Origin of the sequence: Turicibacter sp. GALT-G1, assembly GCF_025594995.1 — a bacterium.
GTDB lineage: Bacteria > Bacillota_I > Bacilli_A > MOL361 > Turicibacteraceae > Turicibacter > Turicibacter bilis.
This window is the reverse complement of the sequence record NZ_JAMQUS010000008.1, coordinates 33,365-54,234: the sequence shown is the minus strand read 5'-3', so window position 1 is coordinate 54,234 and position 20,870 is coordinate 33,365. Positions and strand designations below refer to the sequence as shown.

Here is a 20,870-nt window from a genome sequence, read left to right as displayed (position 1 = left end):
ACTTTTATTCGCGAGATAAAATCCGATTACAGTATACAGTATGTGCAAAAAATACGCAATTTATTCGTTAAAAATATAAAAATATAGACATTTATTTTAGGAGGAAATGAGTTATGGAACGTAAAATTGATGAATTAGGAAGATTAGTGATTCCAATGGAGTTTAGAAGAGCTTTAGGGTGGACAACAGGAACGAGAGTCAAAATGGAGTTAAAGGGTGGTTGCATTAATCTTACGAAGAATGAAAGTCGTTGTTCATTCTGTGGTAGTGTACATGAGTTAAAAGACGTTAAGGGTGTGCGAGTATGCGATCGTTGCATCATTGATATTAAATATGGTGAGTTCCAGGAGGTGTATTAATGATGCAGTATGAAATGAAGGCTAGAACGGCATATCAAAAATTTAAGTTAATCATGGAGCTATTTGAGCATTACGCTCAGCTCCTGGTTGAACAATGTTGGTTAGAGGTTGTTGTGTTTGAAATTCCTAGAGTGAATTTGACACGTCAGGATCAAGATGATTTACGCTACATCATTTCATCTAAGGTACCAGTTAGGGTTATATTTCAAAGAACTATGCGCAGAACGATTCAAGTGACAGTTAAAAGAATCAAGGGGGAGTGTTAATGGAGCTACAAGTATTAAATCAAGTTGTACCAGTGATTGAATTCAACAAGGAAGAGTTAAAAGAAGTTTTACAGGGTCATTTGGTGAAGTATAGCAATCTAGTCGTTACTGCTGAAACAGAGAAAGACTGTAAAAAAGCTAAAGCGGAGTTAGGAAAATTAGAGACCGCCATTGAAACATTTCGTAAAGAGACTAAAAAGGCATTATCAGAGCCTATCGTAAATTTTGAATCAGACTGTAAAGAGTTAGTGGCACTAATCCAGGAAGTCAAAAAGCCAATCGATATTCAATTAAAAGAGATTGAGGAACAACGAAAGGCAGAAAAAGAAGTTTTAATTCATGAAGAAATTGAAAAAATCATCGTTGAGTATGAGTTAGACGAAAAGCATAGCGCTCAAATCGATATAAAAGCCACGTGGCTTAATAAATCGACTTCAATGAATAAAATTACTACCGAGATTAAAAACCTCGCAGAAACGCTGAAAATCGCCCAAAACAGCGTGATTCGTCACCAAGAGATTATTAAGGCTACATGTGAAATGCATAATGCACGTTTAAAAACACCTTTAGATGCGACGGGATGGATTGAGTTATTAGCGAGTGGCGAGGAAGTTCAAACTATTGTTGAGAAAATTCATGCAGAAGGTAAACGACGTTTAGCAGTTGAAATTGAGGAAGAGGAGAGAGAGGCTCAAGAGATTTTAAACACTCCAGAACCAACTCCAGTAGTACATTCAGAACCGATTGAACCTGTTGGTTTATCAAAAGAGGCTCAAGGACCAAAGTTGTGTGCCACATTAAGATTTTACGGAACAGCCGCACAGTTTAAATGTTTAAAAGATGTCATGACTAAAATCGGAATCAGATACGAAAAAGTAGATTTATAAGAGGAGGAATGAAAATGAATGCAATGCAAATGCAACAACAAAATAACAAAGGTGTAGAAGTGATTAAAACAGATAGTGGAGAGATTAAATTATCTATCCATACGATTAGACAATATTTAGTTAATGGGCAAGGAAATGTGACTGATCAAGAAGCAATGATGTTCTTAGGGCTTTGTAAAGGGCAAAAATTAAATCCATTTATCAAAGAGGCTTATTTGATTAAGTATGGAGATAAACAACCTGCAACGATGGTTGTCTCTAAAGATGTATTTATGAAGCGTGCTATTAAGAATCCTGATTTTGAAGGTATTGAGTCAGGGGTAATTGTTTTAAACAGTTATGGTGAAGTGAAGTATAAAAAAGGAGCTTTCTACCTTAAGGATCGTGAACAATTAGTTGGTGCCTGGGCGACAGTGCATCGTAAGAGTTGGAAATATCCAATTAGCTTAGAGGTTAATTATGACGAATACGTCGGACGCAAAAGCAATGGAGAGGTTAATGCACAGTGGGCTAGTAAGCCGGCAACGATGATTATTAAAGTTGCCGAAACACAAGCTTTAAGAAAGGCATTCGTAGAAGACCTTCAAGGAATGTATGATGAAAGTGAAATGAATGTGACAGTTGATAATAATGTGGTAGATGTTGTTGATACTCAAGCGCCACAGGTTAAGCAGGAAGTCATTGAAGAACCTAAAACACAACAAGAGATTTATCAAGAGTCGATTCCCGTGGTTGAGAATGGAAATGATATCTTCTAATGTTAGAGAAAGCTATATTTTTTGATTATACAGAAACCGAAAAGGGTGCGTGGTTTAAGGTCCACGTCCCTGGATGGTTTGCTCCAAAGCAGCTTATTAAAAAGTTTATGTCTGGAGTAATGAAACTTGATGATGGTGTAACTATATCAGCAAAACAAAGAAAATTATTATATGCATTGTTCAAGGATATTTGTCTTTATACAGGGTATGAAGTAGATGAACTAAAGGAGCTTCTAAAGATTGAGTTCATGGTTGATAGAGATCGTGATTACTTTAGCTTATCTAACGTAGATATGAAGATTGCTAGAGAGTTTATAGAGTATATTCTTGAGTTTATGTTCTTGTGGGACGTACCAATTAACCCGAAAGTTGTTATTTTGGCAAGAGAAGTCAATAACTTCTTATATTTATGCCTGGTGCATCGTAAATGTGCGGTATGTGGTTGTAAGGCAGACATTCACCACCACGAAAATCTAGTCGGTATGGGTATGGATAGAGCAAGACATAATCATGAGGACTCGAAATATATCGCCTTATGCAGGGTTCATCATAATGAGTGTCATAACTTAGGGCACAAGACTTTTGAAAATAAATATAAGCTCACAGCAATTAAGTTGAATGAGAGAACGATTAAAGAGTTAAGGATTTAGGAGGAAGAAAAATGAAGTCGGGGATTAAAGATGGCATTAACTTAAGGGAACGTAAGGTTAAACGTGGTTATTTACGTCAAGAAGAGATGAATCAAATCATTATGTTAGCGTCTGTACATCAATTACTGATGGGGATTCGCTCGCTTCACGGACATGGTGACAAGGAGCCTGTTTGGAGCAAGTTTGAAAAGAGTGGAATTATTACTAAAGAGCAAAGTAAGAATTTAAAAATGGCCACAACTTATCAACGTAAATTCTTAGAGAGTTTTATTGAAGATAATCTAGACCGTAAATCGAAAGAAACAGTAGCTAAACGTCTTGCAAAGTGGGAGCTCCGTGTTGCAGATGATTATCAAATCAAAAAATTAGAAAAGATGTTATCAAAATGTGGTGAGCGTACGTTGAGCCTAGGTGATTTTCATTCGTTAATTGATGGAAAGTTATACGCTGAGTGTAAAGGTTGCACCAAAAACCGTAATGAATGTAAGTTGCGAGATTTTTACGAAGCTAATTTTGTGCCACCAGTTGAGGATCTAGGAAAAGTCGAAAGTGGCGAAGTGGCATGTAATTGCGAGTATGCATATTAAGTTGGAGGGATATCGTGAAAAATCCATGTTTTCGTAGCAAGGATGACCAATGTGCCAAAAGGCGTGTTGGTTGTCGAAATACTTGCCTAGATTGGCGTGATTATGAAGTAGCTAAGCAACAGGAATATGCGCAACGTAGAAAAGATGCTATAGCATTACCGAATACGGTTAAGGCAGATTTTAAAACGGAGTATTTAAGATGGAAGGCGGGGCATTAATGACAATTAATGAGTATAAAAGTGAAAATGGGTTAACAAATAGTCAATTAGCTGATTTATTAGATGTTTCTGAAAGTAGCATTGAAAAATATTTAATGGGAGATGCAACAAGTGCAGCTATTGCTAAGAGAATGTCTAAGTTAGGGATAGAACATCCATACCGACGTGGTCATGTCAAAGGCGGAGAAGATGTGCCAGTTAAGAAACATACACGTAAAAAGGTTAAAAGTGATTTCGATAGCAAAATCCTTAAAGAATATCAAGTAGCTATCATTAAAGAGTTTGGAAATACTATCGTGTCGAAGAAACATAAAGCAGAGGATATTATTAATGAGTTTGCTAAATTTGGATTGAAAGTTGAACTCGAAGACTTTCGTGAAAAAACTTATCCAGGATGGGATACACACTATGTCGCAACTTGCATAGGAGAGTTGAAGTGCTAAGAGATATTGTAATTGGTGCTATTGGGGTTTTATTGCTTTTAATGTATATCGGTTGTCTATTATTTATCAACTATTGGTGGATGCAATTAATGTTTTGAAATAAGGAGGATTACGCAGTGGATGGAAAAGGCAGTAACATTTGTAAAAAGGCTGTAAAAGTTTTTGGCGCAGATACGCAGGAAATGATGTTCGTCGAGGAGTGCGGTGAGTTATTCCAAGCATTGTCTAAAAAACGTCGTGGATTTAAAGAAGCAAATATTGCAGAAGAGATTGCAGATGTGGAAATCATGTTAGAGCAATTGAAACATATCCATAAGTGTCATGGCGAGGTAGATCACTGGAAAGAGAAGAAACTTATGAGGCTATGTGGGCGCATTGAAGAAAGGAGAGGTAACCGTGACGCTAGTTGAGTATTTAGAGGTTAATAAGATGACACAGGTTGAACTGGCTAAATTAACGGGAGTGCCAGTAGAGTCAATTAATAGGTATATCAATCACGGAGGTGGTTTCAGCCCTAAGTACACACATGCGTTAAGAACGGTTGGGATTGATATTAAGAACAAAAGAGAAAGGGAGATTAATGGGTTTGACCAGTTTAAGTTTTCAGTACAGTACACGCTTAATGCGACAAAGAAAGCTGATGTGATTTATTGTTGGACTAATGAGCAAGTCGATTATGCTACTAAGTGTCTGAATCGTAGGAAGATAGCTTATTACAGTTATTATAAGGATTGTTACTGGGTGATTCACTATGACAAGAGTTTAGATATCGAAGAACAGGTATGCTAAAAAACTAATTTTAAGAGGTGGTAGCTAGTGACAGATATAGGATATAAATTGAAAATGATAAACGGTGATGTATTTTATGTAAAAGCTAATGAAGATATCGATGAAGTTGCGATGTGGGTTACCAAAAACTCGAATGGTCATGGGTTTACAGTTGCCGGTGATGGAACTTATATAAGAATTAGAGATATTGTTAGTATAGAAAAATGCGTGTTACCAGAATACATGATTTAGTTAGTGAAAGATGCTTTAAAAATATATTTTAGGAGGTGGAGTAATGGAGAGTTTTATCGTAGACGAAAGAAGTGTTAATGGCGGTGTTCAAAAGATTTATAAGTTTGATAACGGATATGGAGCGTCCGTTGTCAGACATCTTTTCTCATACGGAGGAGAACAAGGTCTGTGGGAAATGGCTTTATTAAATTTTGATGATCTATCTTGGCATATCACTTATCGTGAAGATTTCGCGAATGGCGATGTTGCTGGTTATTTAAGTGATAAAGATGTCCTAGAATTATTGGAATGGATCAAATGGCTATAAGCCGATTAAAAATATAGTTTTAAAAGAATTAGGAGGTTATAGCGTGGATGTTTTTCATTCCTATTACCATATAAGGTTAGACCACTTGCTTGACCGTATACATCATTCAAAAACATGGGAAGAACACTCAGAGTTTCGTTCTAAGTATTTTTCTTATCAAGATTTATTATATGAATTGGGATTTAATTTTACAAAACAATAAAATTGATGTTCTATGAGGTGAAAGTGTGGAGAAAATAGTAGATTTACCTTGCAAATGCGGACGTATTTATTGTAGGCCAGTAGATGAAGATGATAATAAAAATGAAATTGTAACTTTCACTTGTGAATGTGGAGAACAGAAAATGATTTTAATTGCCGAAAGATGTATTTTGGAGTAAGTAAATTAGAAGTTTATAAACGTTTAAGGAGGGATTAACTTTGGTAGTTAATATTGATTTGTTATATAGAGATAAAAACGAATATAAAAAAGGTGATATAGTTGTAACCAAAAGAAAGGATAGAAGTGGTGGAACGTACTATTATCAAATTGTTTACTATCCGCATATTGAGGGTCGCTATGGTCTTGTGTACTTGAATTTAATGGACTTTGATAAAAAATATATTGCTAGTAGTCCGAACAAGTGCGTTGAAATTTTGTTAGAAAAAGTTAATACGCTTGAGGTTGTTGATGTTATCAAGGCAGAAGATATTTTGATAACTACGAAATGTAATTAAAATCAGAATTTTAGGGGTGAGAGTGTGTTAAGAAATGCTTTAGAAAAAATAGTAAGAGAACGCGAGAGTGTTGTTAGAGAATTTGCACTAGAAGCAAAACGTGAAGGGTTTGCTGTAGTTGGGGTATTTGAAGGGATAAAAGCGGACCCTGTAAGTGGAGTAGCTCACCACCAATTAAACCTTGAGAGATTTATGACTGAAGGGGAACTGAAAGAACGTTGCCTCAAGGATCAAGATTGGCAATCAAATATGACATTAAACCTTAATGATTCAGAGGTTGTGAAGCTTTTAGAGAATTCTATTACTGCCAAAGATATCCTACAACAGTACTCATATGAAAAAAAACGAATTGCAATGTTAGAATTTGATAGACGGTGCATTGAGGGGCGGACTATTGTGAAAGTGACAAATTACAATCCAGGGAGTGGAGGAATCACTTTAGAGGATAAGTATTCAAATCGAATTGAAAGTTTGAACGCCATAGATAGAGAATTGATAGAGCTGAATTATAGTACAGGACGCGTAGAGAAAGCTTTGGAGTTAGTTAGGGATGTGAATGAGATAGGATGTGATGCTTTGTTGTTGAAACATGTACATAGTGATTCGTATGATGCAATAGCATTAGCGTTGAATTGTTCGAGAAGAACTGTCATTTACAAGATAAAAGCAGCAGAAGAGCTGTTCGAGAAGATTACGAAGTGATTTGCACTTTTTTTGCACCATGTTTGCACGAAATTAGGGTTTTTACGTGATATTATGATAGTGTAAATTAACTACGACGGAATGAGTGGTTAGGTCTTATTACTCACAATAATATGCATTAACCGCAATACTGAAATCGAGTTGATCGCAGAGGGAGAAATCCCTCAATCATGCTCCTTTAGCTTAATTGGTAAAGCTATCAGCTCATAACTGATAAGATGTAGGTTCGAATCCTATAGGGAGCACCAAAAACTTTTTGTAAGTCGCGAGGTATTTAAACTGTACGCGCTGTATCTATGGTCGCTTAAGATTGTCATAGATAATTCCTTTGTGAGTTGGAGGTAAAACTCTGGAGATTGGCATTCCAGTCGAACGGTTTGCAGAGTTATCCGAAAAACTACTGTATAGCTATGTGTAGACGTATACACGCGTTTCTTTCTATGTATTGTAGTGACATAGACACCTCTTGGCGAATTGACACCAACAGGTGAAAAAAACTTCCCACTCGCTACAACGAGGGGCTTCCCGGATTGAAGTTTTAAAAGTTTTATAAGACCGTTTTGTAATTAGTAGATAATGCTCATATGGTAGAGCAGCATGATTAAAATGTATGCTGTAGGTTCGAATCCTATAATGAGCACCAATGTCGTTATAAAGGCTGTAATAACAAGTTGGACATCTAATCAAACCTTTTTATTGAGCCTCTTATGAGGCACTTGTCGTGATAGCTTATATAGGTTAAAGCGTAGGTAATCCAAAACCTAAGAAGTTGGTTCAATTCCAACAAGCGGCTCCAATAATATGGGGAGAATTCCCCGCCATGTTACGAATACGAACGATAGCAGAGATTGTTGCTTCAACAGTTTAATTGTGAGATTTTATTATTAATGAACCTCCTTTCGTTAATAAAACTTTTGTTAAGTATTTTTCAACACTGTGGTTATCCTTTTTGATAGCCACTAAAATGTCTGTGTAGCTTATGTTAGTAAAGCTTTAATACGGTGAAGTTGGTGCAAATCCAACCGCAGGCGCCCCCTAACTTAACCTAAAGTCTCTTCAAGTCTTTAGGTAATTCTCTCTTTTCATCCCAATATTTATAAAATATCCCCTGTTTTATAAGTTATAGGCACACGGAAACGTGTGTTTTTTTATTGTAAGGAGTTACGAGAAAATGGCTAGAGAATTTAGTAAGAAATTCTATAAAAGTAAGGCATGGAAAGAGTGTCGAGAATATATATTCAAAAAATATGATGGAATTTGTGTCTTTTGTGGCAAGCCCGGTGAAGAGGTTCATCATAAGATATTTTTAAGACCATCAAATATAGATGATCCAGAAGTCACATTAGGTGAGAATAATTTAATATTGCTATGCAAGGATTGTCACTTTAAAGAACATGAAAAGACTAATCCAGGCTTTAAGAGCAAAAGAAAAAAAGTGGTCGAGAACGGCTGTTTTTTTAATGAGCATGGAGAGTTAGTATCGCAACAAGTGAACATAGTATACGGAGCTCCTGGGAGTGGAAAGTCTACCTATGTAAAAGAACATATGAAAGATGGAGACCTTGTTGTTGATTTAGATTTATTAAAGCAGGCGATATCATTAAAATCTAAGTCGGAAGTTCCAGACAATCTCTTAGATACTGCTATCGAATTGAGAGATAAGCTTTATGAGTTGATTGAGGATAAGACTGTTGATGCTGAAAACATTTGGGTCATAGCATCTTTACCTAGACGAGAACAAAGACTTGAATTAGTTAAAAGATTCAATGCTAATTTAATTTATTGTGAAGCAACGGTACATGAGTGCATTGATAGAGTGCTGTTAGATATAGAACGAACAGATAAACAAAAGCAAATTGATATTATAGATAGTTGGTTTGCTAACTATGAGAAGTAGTATAGCCCCCCCATTCAAAGAGTGTGGCACCACCACAGGGGACCGATGGAGGGGGACACTTCTGTAACGCACAGGTCGCGCATGAGCCCCCCCTCCCAAAAACAAAAAAACAGGAAGGAGTGATTTGTATGGATAAAACGAAAGATGAACGAATTAAGGCGGAGATAAAAAGACTTAAAACGATTTTTGCAAAGTTAAATGCAAAAGAAAAAAAATTTTTAGAACCCTTAATTCAGCGTGCTGCGTATATGAAAATTCAGCTCGAAGACTATGAGAAAGACTTGCTAGAGAAGGGTTATGTTGAAATGTTCAGTCAGTCAGATAAGCAAGCACCCTATGAACGCGAACGTCCAGTGGCGCGTCTTTATACCACACTAAACGGAAATTATCAGAAGATTATGAAGCAATTAAGCGATCATATTGAACATGTTCCAGTCAAAGAAGAATCAGATGGGTTTGAGGAGTTTATTAACTCACGATGATTAAATATGACTTAGATTACAATCCAATTCGCCTTTATTATGATGAAATAATCTCAGGAAAAGTAACGGTTAGTGTGAAAGTGAAGCGAGTGTATCAAAAGTTAGTTCAAGATTTGGATAATGAAATGAGTGAATGGGAGTATGATCCTAAGCGTGCAAACCATGCTATAGAATTTGTTGAGAATTTTTGCAAACATTCAAAAGGTAAAATGGGTGGTAAACCATTCATCATGGAATTATGGCAACGTGCTATGACTGCTGCGTTATTTGGTTTCGTTCATAAAATAGATGGTGTGCGTAAATATCGTGAGTTCATTTTAATTGTCGCTCGTAAAAATGGGAAATCGGCTTGGGCGAGTGCTATCGCTTTATATATGCAAATGGCGGATGGAGAACCTGGTCCTGAGTGTGTGAGTGCGGCAACAAAAAAAGACCAGGCGAAAATCGTTTGGTCAGAAGCAAAGCGAATGGTTAAAAAATCGCCTGTATTATCAAAGCGAATGCGTTGTTTAGTTGCTGAAATTGTTTCAGATTTCAATGATGGTGTGTTTAAACCATTATCTAGCGACTCAAACACGTTAGACGGATTAAACGTTCACTGCTCAGTGATTGATGAATTACATGCGATTGAGGATAAAAACCTTTATGATGTAATTGTCGATGGGATGACTGCTCGTGAGCAACCTATCTCAATCATTACAACAACAGCTGGAACTGTTCGAGAAGGTATTTTCGACATCAAATATGATGAGTGTGAGCGAATTATTAACGGATATGATTCCGGTGAGTATGTCGATGAGCGAGTGCTACCAATAATTTATGAGTTGGACAACAGAAAAGAATGGACTGATCCTGATTGTTGGGCAAAAGCTAATCCGGGTTTAGGTACAATAAAAAATTTAAACCAGTTAAAAGCAAAAGTTGAGAAAGCGAAAGCTAATCCGTTGCTAGTGAAAAACCTGCTATGCAAGGACTTTAACATTCGAGAAACATCTAATGAAGCTTGGTTAACATTTGAACAAATTAATAACACGACTAAATATGACCTAGAATTGTTAAAACCTCGTTATGGTATCGGTGGAGCCGATTTATCGTCGACAACGGACTTAACAAATGCTACGGTCATTTTTATGTTACCTAATGATCAAAACATTTATGTTAAGCAGATGTACTGGCTTCCGGAAGATTTATTGGAACAACGTACTAAAGAAGATAAAATTCCATATGATATATGGCATGATTTAGGCTTATTAAGAACAACACCAGGAAATAAGGTTCATCACAAGTTTGTAACTGAGTGGTTCTTAGAAATTCAAAACGAATATGACATTTATATTCCGTGGATTGGTTATGATAGCTGGTCAGCTACTTATTGGGTTGAAGAAATGAAAAATAACTTTGGAAAAGAGTCGATGGAACCTGTTATTCAAGGTAAAAAGACGTTATCAGGGCCTATGAAGTCGTTAGGAGCTGATTTGAGCTCGAAAAAAATTATTTATGATAATCATCCAATTCTTAAATGGTGTCTAACTAATACATCGGTTGAGGTTGATAAAAACAACAATATTCAACCGGCCAAAGGGAATTCATCAAGACGACGTATCGACGGAACTGCAGGATTATTAAATGCCTATGTCACACTAGAACGTCACTATGATGAATATATGAACATGATTTAGGAAGGGGGTGAAAGTATGGGAATTTTGGATAGAGTTAAAACAGTTTTTAATAAAAATGTGACAGTCTCTAGATTTGAAATGATGACGGAAGCGGGAACAGGTTTTTATTCCTTTAACGGTGAATTATACAAGTCTGACATCATTCGTGCTTGCATACGACCTAAAGCAAAGGCCATCGGGAAGTTAGTTGCTACTCATGTACGAGAAGATGAAAAAGGATTAAAAATTAATCCTGATGCTTACATGAGATTTTTGCTAGAAGAGCCTAATCCATATATGAGTGGGCAAATGCTACAAGAAAAGGTCATTACACAATTGATGTTGAATAATAATGCTTTTATATATATTCACCGTGATGATAATGGCTATCCAGTTGAGCTATATCCTGTGCCAGCAACGTTTGTTGAAGCGATTTATGATAAATACGGATTTTTGTATCTAAGATGTACGCTAAAAAACGGAAAGATATGTACTTATCCATATAGCGACATCATCCATCTACGACGTGACTTTGCTAATCACGATATTTTTGGTGATAAGCCGCATGATGCGTTGATTCCGTTAATGGAAGTCGTGACAACAACAGATCAAAGTATTGTTAAAGCAATTAAAAATAGTAGCGTCGTGAAATGGTTATTGAAATTTAATCAAGCATTACGCCCAGATGATATCAAGAAACAAACGAAAGATTTCGTCAAAGACTACTTACAAATTGACGGTGAAACAGGTGGAGCAGCTGCAACAGATGCAAAATTTGACGCTAAACAAGTAGATCCAAAAGATTACGTGCCTAATGCGGCGGTCATGGATAGAACTAAAGATAGGCTTTACTCATTTTTTAACACGAATGACAAGATTGTCAAAAGTGATTATGATGAAAACGAGTGGAATGCCTATTATGAAAGTGAAATTGAACCGGACGCCTTACAGCTATCTAACGAGTATACGAGAAGATTATTCACTCGAAGAGAGCGTGGGTTTGGGAACAAAATCATCTTTGAATCATCAAACTTACAGTATGCTTCTATGACAACTAAACTTCAATTGGTCCAATTGGTTGACCGTGGAGCGATGTTGCCAAATGAGTGGCGACGAATTTTAGGAATGGGACCTATTGAAGGTGGAAATAAACCAATTCGCCGACTTGATACAGCAGTTGTTGGTAATGGTGATAATACAGATGACTTGAAAGGGGGTGAAAGCTAGTGAATGAAAACTTAAATCAATTTCTAGAGGTCAAGAATGTAACAGAGAGTACGGCTGACCTCTATTTTTATGGCGACATCGTATCATCATGGTGGGGAGCATGGGACGACACCGACCAATACCCCGAATCGGTCAAAAAATGCATGGATAAAGCTAAAGGAAAAGATTTAAACATCTATATTAATTCTGGTGGTGGTTCGGTATTCGCTGGAATGACGATTTATAACATGATTAAACGTCATGAAGGGAATACGACAGTGTATATTGATGGATTAGCAGGTTCAATTGCATCAGTTATCGCTTTAGCAGGTGATCGTGTTGTTATGAGAACAGGTTCAACGTTCATGATTCATAAACCGTTATTTGCGTTATGGGGCGGATACAATGCCGATGACTTTAGAAAGATGGCACAAGATTTAGATGTTATTCAAGAGTGCATCATGCAAGTATACAAAGAGAATTTAAGGGACGGCGTCAATCCGGACGAAGTAGAGCAAATGGTGAATGAAGAAACCTTTATGTCTAGTGAGAAAGCTTCAAAGTATTTCAATATTGAAGTGGAGCGTGGACATCAAGCCGTTGCTTGTTCAAGTGAATTTTTAGAAAAGTTTGCAAAAAATCAACAGATGATTCCAGTCGCTAAAAAAGATAATCATCAAGAACGAATTCAAGCTAAATTGAAATTATTAAAATTGAAAGGTGGAAATAACCATGAATAAAGAAAAATATTTAAATAAGCGTAAACAATTAATGACCGAAGCCGAAAACATGATTGATGAAGGTCAAGTGGCTGAAGCTGAAGCGAAAATGAAAGAAGTAGAGGAATTAGATACGACATTTGAAAATGCCGCAAAAGCACAAGCGAATTTAAATGCATTGCGAGGGAATTCGGTCGTAACAGATATCTCAAACATGGGAGCAACAGTAAAAGATTACGGTGTATTAGATTCGTTTTCAACCGAAAAGGAAGTGGGAGTGATGGCTATGAAAGATGATAAAAAGCTGTATAATACAGCCTTTATGAAAACTTTAATGGGAACAACATTAAATACAGAAGAAACAGAAGTTTTTAATTCAGTAAATGAAAAGTTCCGTAACTCGACACAAACTGCTGAACAACATCAAGTTTTAATTCCAGAAACAATTAAAGAGGGAATTTGGAAAGAGATTGGAGAATTGCATCCTATTTTTGCAGATGTTCGTCCAACTTATGTTAAAGGAGATTTAACCATTATCAAGGAAGAGACAGAAGGAACAGATGCAGAATGGGTGGATGAAAAAACAGAAGGAACAGATGCAGATACTGCTTTCGGTACTTTATCATTAACTGGATGTGAATTAGTTAAATCTATTCGTGTTTCATGGAAAATGAAAAAAATGTCGATTGAAGCATATCAGCAATACATTATTACGCATTTAGCAGAAAAAATGGCTCGTGCGTTAGCATTCGGTATTTTAAAAGGGAAAGGAAAACCTAGTGCCTCTGAACATAAACCACAGCCTAAAGGAATTATCCCAACTTTAGAAGGTGAAGGTTCTACACCGCAAGTTGTTCAATTTGATACAAATATTAAGTACACGGATTTAACGAATTTAATGTCTAAAATTAAATCTGGGTACTTAACTGGAGCAGTTATTTATGCTAATAACAAGACGATTTGGAATCAGTTAGCTAATGTTGTTGATGCAAATGGACGACCATTATTTATTCCAGATGTTACAAATGGTGGTGTTGGGCGAATTTTAAGTGTTGTTGTTAAAGAAGAAGATGTTATGGAAGATGATGAATTATTATTAGGTAACGTTGGACGAGGATATGTAATGAATATTAATGAGAATGTGACTCTATATCAAGAAGATCATGTTAAGGCACGTGCAACAGACTATATGACATACGCTATTGTCGATGGTGATGTGTTAACAACAAAAGCATTTGCTTTATTAAAAAAGCAGTAAGCCGCACTGTGATGGAAATTGAAGCGCCTAAAGTAGAAGCTGAAGTGGAGGTTGCTGAGGCGGCTGTTGTAGAAGAAAAAACAAAAAAATCAGAAGGGAAAAAGAGTGCGAAATAGCACTCTTTTCTCATAAAAGGACGTGATTAAATGTTACAGGATGTTAAATCATCAGTCCGAATTATAAATAACAAATTCGATGTAGAATTACTAGATTTGATTGAAGCAGCTAAAACCGACTTGCTTATCGCCGGAGTGACTAAAAATGATGAAGATGATCCACTCATTAAACGTGCGATTATTTTATATTGCAAAGCTAACTTCGGACTAGATAACAAAGATTCAGAGAAATATCAAAATTCTTATGAGAATTTAAAAGAAAAATTATCATTGTGTGGTGATTATAACAATGTGGAATGATATTGCATATCTCGGTCGTATTGAAACCGTAGAAAATCAATACGGTGATATTTACGATACGATTGCTTATGATCAATTAGTTTATTGCAATAAAAAGTCAATTCGCCAAAGCGAATTTTATCAAGCACAAGCCGTAGGGTTAAAACCAACGCTTGTTATTGAAATCATGCTATCTGATTATGACGGTCAAGAGTATGTGACGTTTAATGATGAAGAATACAGCGTACTTCGCACATATGAAACGTCAAAAGAAAGAATTGAATTGACGTTAACTAAAGGTGTTACTCATGGCAATGCCTAAAAGCGTCATACGAATCAATAACAAAAATGGAATTACGTTTATTGACAATGTAGACAGAACTAAATACACATTACGAGAGCTTACGAGAGCAGCCCTGCGTGACACTGGAAAGTATGTATGCAATCGATTCAGAAAGAATTATTATTCTGCTTTCAAACGGAAGAAGCACCGCGTTGGTCGTGCGACTCAATACTGGGTTCGAAAACGCGAAAATAATCTTCAAGTCGGCGTAAAGCCGAATGGATTCTATGGACTATTCCAGGAGTTCGGAAGTAGTAAAACTAAAAAGCTCGGTCTACTTCAAAAATCAGTAAAAAATAATATTCCGATGATCGTCAAAATTCAATCTCAATATTTGAGTGCATTAGAAAGCGAAGCAAGAGCGATTGCCCTCATTCGTGATAAAGAGTATAAAGGCGGTGCTGATGGTGAGTAGAACGCTTGAAATCAGGACGATTTTAAAAGGAATCATCGAGGAATGTGGATGTAAAGCTTATTACGAAAGAGCAAATAAGAATACCGTATATCCATACGCTGTGTTTGAGTTTGAAACTACCGACATTTCCGACAACGTGAAGCGGGAAATTGAAGTAACGATTGACATTTGGGATAAATCAGATGATAGCCTTACGGTTGAAACGTTAGCAGATGAGATTATCCATTCAGTTAATTACAAATTCTTGTTTCCAAACGGAGAATCGTTGCGAATTTATGGTGTGAGAAAAAGATCGTTGCCAGATGAAGATGTAGCATTAAAGCGACGACAAATCGAATGCTCAGTTATTTATTTTGAAAAGGAGTGATACTATGGCAAAAGTGAGTAAAACAAATGAAACCTTACTAGGAGAAGGTGTCTTTTATATCGGCGACGTTCCAATCGGATTAACGCGCGGTGGAGGACAATTCCTGGTTGAACGTGAAGTTCGACAAATCGAAGCAGACGGCGATCGAGGAAATGTTAAAGGAAGAAATGTCATTGACAAATCAGTTCCCAAACTTGTCATCAATGCACTACAAATCATTGGTGAGAATTTACCTAAGATGTATCCTGGATTAAAGGTGACTGAAGAGGATAACAAAAAAATCGTGACAGGAACAGGAAAGATTGTAGATAGTGATTATCAAGACTTTGTTAAATTTGTCGGTATGACTGATAAAGGTAAAGAAGTCGTTATCACAGTTGAAAATGCCATCAATTTAGAAAATATCGACTGGACGTTAGCTGATAAAGATGAAGTCGTTCCATCGCTAACATACACAGGTTGTTATGAAGAAGAAAGTCCTGAAGGCTATGAACCTTGGTTGATTGCATACGTAAAAGAGGCTTAGTCCTCTTTTTATTTTTATTAAAAAAGGAGAAATCAAAATGCGACAGTTAAGTACAAGCGATTTATTTAAAGCAGCGCGCTTAATTAGAAAAATGGGAATTAAAGAAGATTTAAAAAAATTTGCTGAAGGAATTAATGCAGATCAAAATCAAGAAGAAGTGGGAATTGACATGTTAATGTTAATTTTTGAAAGAGCAACAGATGAAACATCTGAACAATTAATTTATGAATTTTTAGCAGGACCATTTGAAGTAGCTCCTCATGAAGTGAAAGAAATGGAATTATTCACGATGGTGGAGTCATTATTCAAAGTGGCTGATGTTGAAAAATGGAAGGGTTTCTTCAAAGGAGTGCTTCGATAGATAGCGTTGCTGATGAGGAGTTTCTATTAAGCCGTTATCATAATATCGACTACATTATGTCGTTCGACTATGAGTATGGTATCGACTTTATTCATCAGGCCTACGACAAAAGATTGGAAGATCGTTTATTCCAACAATGGCTGGCGGAGATTCCTCACATGCAAAAACGTGTGTCGTTTGAAGAATACAAAAAAGAGCGACTCAGACCACGAATTAAAATTGAAAAACGATTCAGCAAAGAAGAGTGGCTATTGAAAGCACAAGAAATTGAAGAAAAAACGAAAAGAGGTGGTTTCTAGTGGAGATCTTTAAACTCTTTGGCTCGATTTACGTTAATAACGACAAAGCAAATAAAAGTATTTCAAAAACTGGTGAAGAGGCTAAAAAATCAGGTGGATTACTAAGTGAATTAGGTGGTATTGCCAAAAAGGTTGGTGGATTCATCGCCGGTGCATTTGTTGTTACGAAGGTTGTTGACTTTACAAAAAAGATAGCAACAGTCGGAATTGAATATAACAAATTAAAAGAGCAGTCGGAAACGACTTGGACCACGCTTTTAGGCAGTCAAGATAAAGCTATTGAGCAGTTGAAACGGATTGAAGAGTTTGCTGCTAAGACGCCATTCTCAAAAATGGGTGTTGATAGCATGGCTAAATACCTTCATAACGCCGGATATGAAGGAGAAGCTGTATTTGATACATTAACTAAAATTGGTGACATGGGTTCAGCTTTTGGGGTACAAGAAGATAGTCTAGTTGAATTAACACGACAATTCTCACAAGTCCAACAAGCAGGATACGCCTATACTGAGGACTTAAATATCCTCGCTGATCGTGGGATTCCAATCTATCAAGCGATTGCTGATGAAGCAGGGGTTACGGTTGCCGAAGTCAAAAAAATGGCATCCGAAGGAAAGTTAACGGCTGACGTTTATAATGCTGCAATTGATAGCATGGCTGAAACAACAGCCGGTGCGATGGATGCACAGTCACAAACATTTGGCGGAATGATGTCAACGTTAACAGACAACTTAGAAACGTTAGCGGGACTATTGACCGAAAAAGTATTTGATGCTTTAAAAGGACTTCTTGAAAAAGTGTTACCAGTGGTTGAGGCCTTTTCAGAAGCTTATGCACAAACTGGAAGTTTCAAAGAAGCATTAATGCAGACACTTGAACAATTTGGATTAGAAAAATGGAGTGAGCTCATTACTTCAGTCGAAGATACATGGAAATGGATTAAAGATTTAACAACAGAATTCTTTGAAAATAAAGAAGCAATGACGTGGGTAGGAATAGCGCTAGGAATCCTAACGGCGCTCGTTGTTGCTCATAACTGGGCAACTATCGCTGCTAATGCATCAATGGCTATTCAAGAAGGACTTCTATGGGCGATGATTACAGCTGAGACAATTGCTACCGGAGTAACGACAGCATTTGGTGCGGCAGTTGCCTTTTTAACAAGTCCAATCACGCTCGTCATTCTAGGAATTGGAGCTTTAATTGCCATTATCTATTTGCTTATCACCAATTGGGATCAAGTTAAAGAAGCCGGTGCCAAAGCTTGGGAATGGATTAAAGATAAATGGAATGAAGCAGGGGTGTGGTTTAACTCAACAATCATCGAACCAATTAAAAACTTCTTTAAAGGCTTATGGGATAATATCAAGACCAAAGCTGGAGAAGCGTGGGAAGGGGTTAAAAATAAGTGGAATGCTGCTAGCGAATGGTTCAAAAACACATTTGTCGAACCAGTTAAAACAGCATTTAAAACACTGGGAGATAACATCAAGAGCTTTTTAACAAATCCTCTTGAAAGCATTAAAAGTAGCTTTAAAAGTGCCTTTAACTGGATTATCAGCAAAATGAATACTGTCATTGGTGGACTTAATAGTTTTCAAATCCCTGACTGGGTTCCAGTGCTAGGAGGTAAGGGGCTTAATATTCCAAAGATTCCAATGTTATATAAAGGGACAGAATATTTTCAACCGAGCAAAACATGGGGGAATATGGCAATTGTCGGAGAACAAGGCCCTGAGTTGATTTCTAATCTTCCGACAGGATCTAAAGTACATACAGCGGATGAAACAAGAGATTTACTATCTGGAAATGGTGGAGGGGTGTTTATCTTTCAGTCTATTCTAGACGGTCAAGCTGTGGCAGAAACAACAGCAAAATATTCAGATATCATCAATGGAAGTCGATTAAGTATGACTGAGAGAGGGTTGATTTTATAATGCTAGGTATTATTAAAAATAATCAACATAGCTATAAAGATTTTGGCTTAACCATAAAATCTAAAAAAATCAATACTGCTAAAAAAAAGAAAACCACTCTAACGGTTCCATTTATGAATGGGAGTTATGATTTCAGCGAGTTGTATGGTGAACAAAGCTATGATGATAGAGATTTAGAATATACCTTTAATCTAGAGGCTTCTGACAAAGTTAGATTAAATATAGCTAGAAGAAAAATTACTGAATGGCTAAGTGATGGTGGAAGACAAATCATAAAAGATGATGCCTTTCCGGGCTATTACTTTATAGCTGAATGCGTAGCTGTAGATGTTAGCGAGAAAGGGAGACATGCTGAAGTCAAAGCCTCATTTGTGGCTGATCCATTTATGTACGGTAACAACTATGAAGGGCATGATATATGGGATGAATTTTCTTTCGAAGATGATTACGCTCAAGCAACTTCTTTTACTATCGATGGAACGTCAACCATAGAGCTATACAATTTAAGTTCTGTAAGTGTGATTCCAACCATCATTTGCACAAATAAGATGGAAATTTTGTTAGGTGGAGTGACTTATAAGTTTGAAGCGGGAATTATTAAAGATTATCGTTTTAAATTGCAAAAAGGGAATAATGAATTGAAAATTAAAGGCAACGGAGATATACGTTTTGAATTTAGAAAAGAGGTGCTTTAAATGTATCTTGTAACAGCAAATAATGGCGAAGGTGATATCTATTTAAATGTACCCTCTACGAACAACAATGCCCAACGTATTACTGGAACTATTAAGAAGGGGATTAATGTGATTGATAGTTTTAGTTTTGCTATTTATCCTAATAACACCGCCTATTCACAATTGAAACAACTAAAGACAAAAGTTCGAGTTTTCAATGAAAAAACTAATAAATTAGAGTTTATCGGGAGAGTATTGATGACAAAACCGAAGATGGACTCTAATGGGTTGCTTCTGACGAACGTAGTCTGTGAGTCGGAATTGGGATACTTGATGGATTCAGTTACGAAATATGGAGAGTATCATGATATCAGTGTCAGAGACTGCCTACAGATTATTATCGAAAATCATAACGCTCAAGTTAGCGAAGATAAGCACTTTACTGTAGGGAAGGTTGAGATTACTGGAACTTTGTATCGTTACTTAGGTTATGAAGAATCATTAAACGCAATTAAAGATAAGTTGATCGAACGCCTAGGTGGCGAACTAAGTATTCGCTATGAAAATGGCGTAAGATACCTCGATTATTTATTAGAAACAGGAGTGCATACATCAACAGAAATTCGATTAGCAAAAAATCTATTGACGATAGAACAAGAGAAGGACCCTACACAAGTAGTGCCTCGAATTATTCCATTAGGAGCTAAAATTGAGGATTCAGATGAACGGATAACCATAGCTAGTGTAAATGACGGTGTTGATTACATAGATGACGTAGAAGCTATTGAAACATTTGGATTAGTGGCTAAATCTGTGACATGGGATGATGTTAATTATCCGGATATTTTGATGAGAAAAGCTAAAGAGTATCAAATAGCTAATAATCGAATTTTAAAAAAACATAAGATAGATGCCGTTGATCTATCCTTAATTAATCTAGATATTGATAGTTATGAAGTAGGTAACTATTATCCAGTTATTAATCCATTAATGAATATTAACGAAGAATTGCGTGTCATTGAGAAGACAATTGTAATCGAGAGCCCAGAACAATCTAGCTTAACAATCGGTGATAAATTCGAAGATATTAAAGATTATCAACTTGGTATGTTAAAGTCGGCTAAGTCTGTCGAAGTTTTAAGAGGTAATATCTCATCCACTGTAACGATTGTAGGAGAAGTGAATACAGAGCTACAAAATACTGTTGCATCTGTTACCCAGATAGGAGACAACCTTAATACAACAAATGCAGTCGTTTTAACCCATAATCAAGCATTAATAGACTTAAGTAACCAAATGTTACAAACAATGCAAGAAGTAAGTCATTTGAAGGAAACGACATCAACTATTAGCGAGAAAGTTACTACAAACGGGAATAATATTGACCGTTTAAATAAACGACTGACGTTAGGAGTATAA

General features: G+C 36.4%; 31 protein-coding genes and 2 tRNA genes. All 33 read left to right on the top strand.

Annotation, left to right across the window (positions count from 1 at the left end; all coding sequences use genetic code 11):
- Nucleotides 1-113: 113 nt before the first annotated feature.
- The 33 genes from NEH74_RS01810 (at nucleotide 114) to NEH74_RS01650 (ending at nucleotide 20,870) form a co-directional block, all read left to right on the top strand.
- Complete coding sequence (locus NEH74_RS01810; protein WP_262941000.1) at nucleotides 114-359, top strand: AbrB/MazE/SpoVT family DNA-binding domain-containing protein; 246 nt, start codon at nucleotides 114-116, stop codon at nucleotides 357-359.
- Complete coding sequence (locus NEH74_RS01805) at nucleotides 359-625, top strand: hypothetical protein (RefSeq protein WP_262940999.1); 267 nt, start codon at nucleotides 359-361, stop codon at nucleotides 623-625. Before NEH74_RS01810 ends, NEH74_RS01805 begins: the two co-directional genes overlap by 1 nt.
- Nucleotides 625-1,512 (top strand): DUF1351 domain-containing protein, encoded by an 888-nt coding sequence (locus tag NEH74_RS01800; protein WP_262940998.1) that lies wholly within the window; start codon nucleotides 625-627, stop codon nucleotides 1,510-1,512. Before NEH74_RS01805 ends, NEH74_RS01800 begins: the two co-directional genes overlap by 1 nt.
- 14 nt (nucleotides 1,513-1,526) lie before the next feature.
- Complete coding sequence (gene bet, locus NEH74_RS01795) at nucleotides 1,527-2,270, top strand: phage recombination protein Bet (protein ID WP_262940997.1); 744 nt, start codon at nucleotides 1,527-1,529, stop codon at nucleotides 2,268-2,270.
- Nucleotides 2,270-2,920, top strand: coding sequence for a putative HNHc nuclease (locus NEH74_RS01790; RefSeq protein WP_262940996.1), 651 nt, complete (start codon nucleotides 2,270-2,272; stop codon nucleotides 2,918-2,920). Before bet ends, NEH74_RS01790 begins: the two co-directional genes overlap by 1 nt.
- Before the next feature lie 11 nt (nucleotides 2,921-2,931).
- Nucleotides 2,932-3,507, top strand: a complete 576-nt coding sequence (locus NEH74_RS01785) for a DUF5651 domain-containing protein (RefSeq protein ID WP_262940995.1) — start codon at nucleotides 2,932-2,934, stop codon at nucleotides 3,505-3,507.
- A complete protein-coding gene (locus tag NEH74_RS01780; protein ID WP_262940994.1) occupies nucleotides 3,489-3,725 on the top strand; it encodes a hypothetical protein in 237 nt (78 codons plus the stop codon). The genes NEH74_RS01785 and NEH74_RS01780 overlap by 19 nt, the downstream gene beginning before the upstream one ends.
- Nucleotides 3,725-4,168 (top strand): helix-turn-helix transcriptional regulator, encoded by a 444-nt coding sequence (locus NEH74_RS01775; protein ID WP_262940993.1) that lies wholly within the window; start codon nucleotides 3,725-3,727, stop codon nucleotides 4,166-4,168. The genes NEH74_RS01780 and NEH74_RS01775 overlap by 1 nt, the downstream gene beginning before the upstream one ends.
- Before the next feature lie 116 nt (nucleotides 4,169-4,284).
- Complete coding sequence (locus NEH74_RS01770) at nucleotides 4,285-4,578, top strand: hypothetical protein (RefSeq protein ID WP_262940992.1); 294 nt, start codon at nucleotides 4,285-4,287, stop codon at nucleotides 4,576-4,578.
- On the top strand, nucleotides 4,535-4,957 hold the full coding sequence (locus NEH74_RS01765) for a helix-turn-helix domain-containing protein (protein WP_262940991.1): 423 nt from the start codon (nucleotides 4,535-4,537) through the stop codon (nucleotides 4,955-4,957). Before NEH74_RS01770 ends, NEH74_RS01765 begins: the two co-directional genes overlap by 44 nt.
- 27 nt (nucleotides 4,958-4,984) lie before the next feature.
- A complete protein-coding gene (locus NEH74_RS01760) occupies nucleotides 4,985-5,188 on the top strand; it encodes a hypothetical protein (protein WP_262940990.1) in 204 nt (67 codons plus the stop codon).
- Between the two features lie 43 nt (nucleotides 5,189-5,231).
- Nucleotides 5,232-5,495 (top strand): hypothetical protein, encoded by a 264-nt coding sequence (locus tag NEH74_RS01755; protein ID WP_262940989.1) that lies wholly within the window; start codon nucleotides 5,232-5,234, stop codon nucleotides 5,493-5,495.
- A gap of 227 nt (nucleotides 5,496-5,722) precedes the next feature.
- Nucleotides 5,723-5,875 carry a hypothetical protein gene (locus NEH74_RS01750; RefSeq protein WP_262940988.1) on the top strand — a complete coding sequence of 51 codons (153 nt, stop codon included), beginning with the start codon at nucleotides 5,723-5,725 and terminating at the stop codon, nucleotides 5,873-5,875.
- A 40-nt stretch (nucleotides 5,876-5,915) separates the two neighbouring features.
- Nucleotides 5,916-6,212, top strand: coding sequence for a hypothetical protein (locus NEH74_RS01745; RefSeq protein ID WP_262940987.1), 297 nt, complete (start codon nucleotides 5,916-5,918; stop codon nucleotides 6,210-6,212).
- Between the two features lie 24 nt (nucleotides 6,213-6,236).
- Nucleotides 6,237-6,914 (top strand): hypothetical protein, encoded by a 678-nt coding sequence (locus tag NEH74_RS01740; protein WP_262940986.1) that lies wholly within the window; start codon nucleotides 6,237-6,239, stop codon nucleotides 6,912-6,914.
- Nucleotides 6,915-7,086: 172 nt separating this feature from the next.
- Nucleotides 7,087-7,162, top strand: a tRNA-Ile gene (locus NEH74_RS01735).
- 329 nt (nucleotides 7,163-7,491) lie between these two features.
- A tRNA-OTHER gene (locus NEH74_RS01730) sits at nucleotides 7,492-7,557 on the top strand.
- A gap of 528 nt (nucleotides 7,558-8,085) precedes the next feature.
- Nucleotides 8,086-8,811 (top strand): AAA family ATPase, encoded by a 726-nt coding sequence (locus NEH74_RS01725; RefSeq protein ID WP_262940985.1) that lies wholly within the window; start codon nucleotides 8,086-8,088, stop codon nucleotides 8,809-8,811.
- Nucleotides 8,812-8,939: 128 nt separating this feature from the next.
- Nucleotides 8,940-9,293, top strand: coding sequence for a hypothetical protein (locus NEH74_RS01720; protein ID WP_262940984.1), 354 nt, complete (start codon nucleotides 8,940-8,942; stop codon nucleotides 9,291-9,293).
- Nucleotides 9,290-10,972 carry a terminase large subunit gene (locus NEH74_RS01715; RefSeq protein WP_262940983.1) on the top strand — a complete coding sequence of 561 codons (1,683 nt, stop codon included), beginning with the start codon at nucleotides 9,290-9,292 and terminating at the stop codon, nucleotides 10,970-10,972. The genes NEH74_RS01720 and NEH74_RS01715 overlap by 4 nt, the downstream gene beginning before the upstream one ends.
- Before the next feature lie 15 nt (nucleotides 10,973-10,987).
- A complete protein-coding gene (locus tag NEH74_RS01710) occupies nucleotides 10,988-12,178 on the top strand; it encodes a phage portal protein (protein WP_262940982.1) in 1,191 nt (396 codons plus the stop codon).
- Nucleotides 12,178-12,897 (top strand): head maturation protease, ClpP-related, encoded by a 720-nt coding sequence (locus NEH74_RS01705; RefSeq protein ID WP_262940981.1) that lies wholly within the window; start codon nucleotides 12,178-12,180, stop codon nucleotides 12,895-12,897. The genes NEH74_RS01710 and NEH74_RS01705 overlap by 1 nt, the downstream gene beginning before the upstream one ends.
- Nucleotides 12,890-14,134: a phage major capsid protein gene (locus NEH74_RS01700; protein WP_262940980.1), complete on the top strand. Its 1,245-nt coding sequence runs from the start codon at nucleotides 12,890-12,892 to the stop codon at nucleotides 14,132-14,134. The genes NEH74_RS01705 and NEH74_RS01700 overlap by 8 nt, the downstream gene beginning before the upstream one ends.
- A 146-nt stretch (nucleotides 14,135-14,280) precedes the next feature.
- Nucleotides 14,281-14,550 (top strand): head-tail connector protein, encoded by a 270-nt coding sequence (locus NEH74_RS01695; RefSeq protein ID WP_262940979.1) that lies wholly within the window; start codon nucleotides 14,281-14,283, stop codon nucleotides 14,548-14,550.
- Nucleotides 14,540-14,851, top strand: a complete 312-nt coding sequence (locus NEH74_RS01690; protein ID WP_262940977.1) for a phage head closure protein — start codon at nucleotides 14,540-14,542, stop codon at nucleotides 14,849-14,851. The genes NEH74_RS01695 and NEH74_RS01690 overlap by 11 nt, the downstream gene beginning before the upstream one ends.
- Nucleotides 14,838-15,287: a hypothetical protein gene (locus NEH74_RS01685; RefSeq protein WP_262940976.1), complete on the top strand. Its 450-nt coding sequence runs from the start codon at nucleotides 14,838-14,840 to the stop codon at nucleotides 15,285-15,287. Before NEH74_RS01690 ends, NEH74_RS01685 begins: the two co-directional genes overlap by 14 nt.
- Nucleotides 15,280-15,654, top strand: coding sequence for a DUF3168 domain-containing protein (locus tag NEH74_RS01680; protein ID WP_262940974.1), 375 nt, complete (start codon nucleotides 15,280-15,282; stop codon nucleotides 15,652-15,654). Before NEH74_RS01685 ends, NEH74_RS01680 begins: the two co-directional genes overlap by 8 nt.
- Before the next feature lie 4 nt (nucleotides 15,655-15,658).
- Nucleotides 15,659-16,180 (top strand): hypothetical protein, encoded by a 522-nt coding sequence (locus NEH74_RS01675; protein ID WP_262940973.1) that lies wholly within the window; start codon nucleotides 15,659-15,661, stop codon nucleotides 16,178-16,180.
- A gap of 37 nt (nucleotides 16,181-16,217) precedes the next feature.
- Nucleotides 16,218-16,541 carry a hypothetical protein gene (locus NEH74_RS01670; protein ID WP_262940972.1) on the top strand — a complete coding sequence of 108 codons (324 nt, stop codon included), beginning with the start codon at nucleotides 16,218-16,220 and terminating at the stop codon, nucleotides 16,539-16,541.
- Entirely contained in the window at nucleotides 16,508-16,840 is a 333-nt protein-coding gene (locus NEH74_RS01665; RefSeq protein WP_262940971.1) for a hypothetical protein, read from the top strand. Before NEH74_RS01670 ends, NEH74_RS01665 begins: the two co-directional genes overlap by 34 nt.
- Entirely contained in the window at nucleotides 16,840-18,777 is a 1,938-nt protein-coding gene (locus NEH74_RS01660) for a tape measure protein (RefSeq protein ID WP_262940969.1), read from the top strand. The genes NEH74_RS01665 and NEH74_RS01660 overlap by 1 nt, the downstream gene beginning before the upstream one ends.
- Nucleotides 18,777-19,472, top strand: coding sequence for a phage tail family protein (locus tag NEH74_RS01655; RefSeq protein WP_262940968.1), 696 nt, complete (start codon nucleotides 18,777-18,779; stop codon nucleotides 19,470-19,472). Before NEH74_RS01660 ends, NEH74_RS01655 begins: the two co-directional genes overlap by 1 nt.
- Nucleotides 19,473-20,870: a phage tail protein gene (locus NEH74_RS01650; protein ID WP_262940967.1), complete on the top strand. Its 1,398-nt coding sequence runs from the start codon at nucleotides 19,473-19,475 to the stop codon at nucleotides 20,868-20,870.

Coding starts and splice junctions, on each gene's coding strand:
- NEH74_RS01810 (WP_262941000.1), top strand. CDS start 114: ATGGAACGTAAAATTGATGAATTAGGAAGATTAGTGATTCCAATGGAG.
- NEH74_RS01805 (WP_262940999.1), top strand. CDS start 359: ATGATGCAGTATGAAATGAAGGCTAGAACGGCATATCAAAAATTTAAG.
- NEH74_RS01800 (WP_262940998.1), top strand. CDS start 625: ATGGAGCTACAAGTATTAAATCAAGTTGTACCAGTGATTGAATTCAAC.
- bet (WP_262940997.1), top strand. CDS start 1,527: ATGAATGCAATGCAAATGCAACAACAAAATAACAAAGGTGTAGAAGTG.
- NEH74_RS01790 (WP_262940996.1), top strand. CDS start 2,270: ATGTTAGAGAAAGCTATATTTTTTGATTATACAGAAACCGAAAAGGGT.
- NEH74_RS01785 (WP_262940995.1), top strand. CDS start 2,932: ATGAAGTCGGGGATTAAAGATGGCATTAACTTAAGGGAACGTAAGGTT.
- NEH74_RS01775 (WP_262940993.1), top strand. CDS start 3,725: ATGACAATTAATGAGTATAAAAGTGAAAATGGGTTAACAAATAGTCAA.
- NEH74_RS01755 (WP_262940989.1), top strand. CDS start 5,232: ATGGAGAGTTTTATCGTAGACGAAAGAAGTGTTAATGGCGGTGTTCAA.
- NEH74_RS01725 (WP_262940985.1), top strand. CDS start 8,086: ATGGCTAGAGAATTTAGTAAGAAATTCTATAAAAGTAAGGCATGGAAA.
- NEH74_RS01720 (WP_262940984.1), top strand. CDS start 8,940: ATGGATAAAACGAAAGATGAACGAATTAAGGCGGAGATAAAAAGACTT.
- NEH74_RS01715 (WP_262940983.1), top strand. CDS start 9,290: ATGATTAAATATGACTTAGATTACAATCCAATTCGCCTTTATTATGAT.
- NEH74_RS01710 (WP_262940982.1), top strand. CDS start 10,988: ATGGGAATTTTGGATAGAGTTAAAACAGTTTTTAATAAAAATGTGACA.
- NEH74_RS01700 (WP_262940980.1), top strand. CDS start 12,890: ATGAATAAAGAAAAATATTTAAATAAGCGTAAACAATTAATGACCGAA.
- NEH74_RS01695 (WP_262940979.1), top strand. CDS start 14,281: ATGTTACAGGATGTTAAATCATCAGTCCGAATTATAAATAACAAATTC.
- NEH74_RS01690 (WP_262940977.1), top strand. CDS start 14,540: ATGTGGAATGATATTGCATATCTCGGTCGTATTGAAACCGTAGAAAAT.
- NEH74_RS01685 (WP_262940976.1), top strand. CDS start 14,838: ATGGCAATGCCTAAAAGCGTCATACGAATCAATAACAAAAATGGAATT.
- NEH74_RS01675 (WP_262940973.1), top strand. CDS start 15,659: ATGGCAAAAGTGAGTAAAACAAATGAAACCTTACTAGGAGAAGGTGTC.
- NEH74_RS01670 (WP_262940972.1), top strand. CDS start 16,218: ATGCGACAGTTAAGTACAAGCGATTTATTTAAAGCAGCGCGCTTAATT.
- NEH74_RS01665 (WP_262940971.1), top strand. CDS start 16,508: ATGGAAGGGTTTCTTCAAAGGAGTGCTTCGATAGATAGCGTTGCTGAT.
- NEH74_RS01655 (WP_262940968.1), top strand. CDS start 18,777: ATGCTAGGTATTATTAAAAATAATCAACATAGCTATAAAGATTTTGGC.
- NEH74_RS01650 (WP_262940967.1), top strand. CDS start 19,473: ATGTATCTTGTAACAGCAAATAATGGCGAAGGTGATATCTATTTAAAT.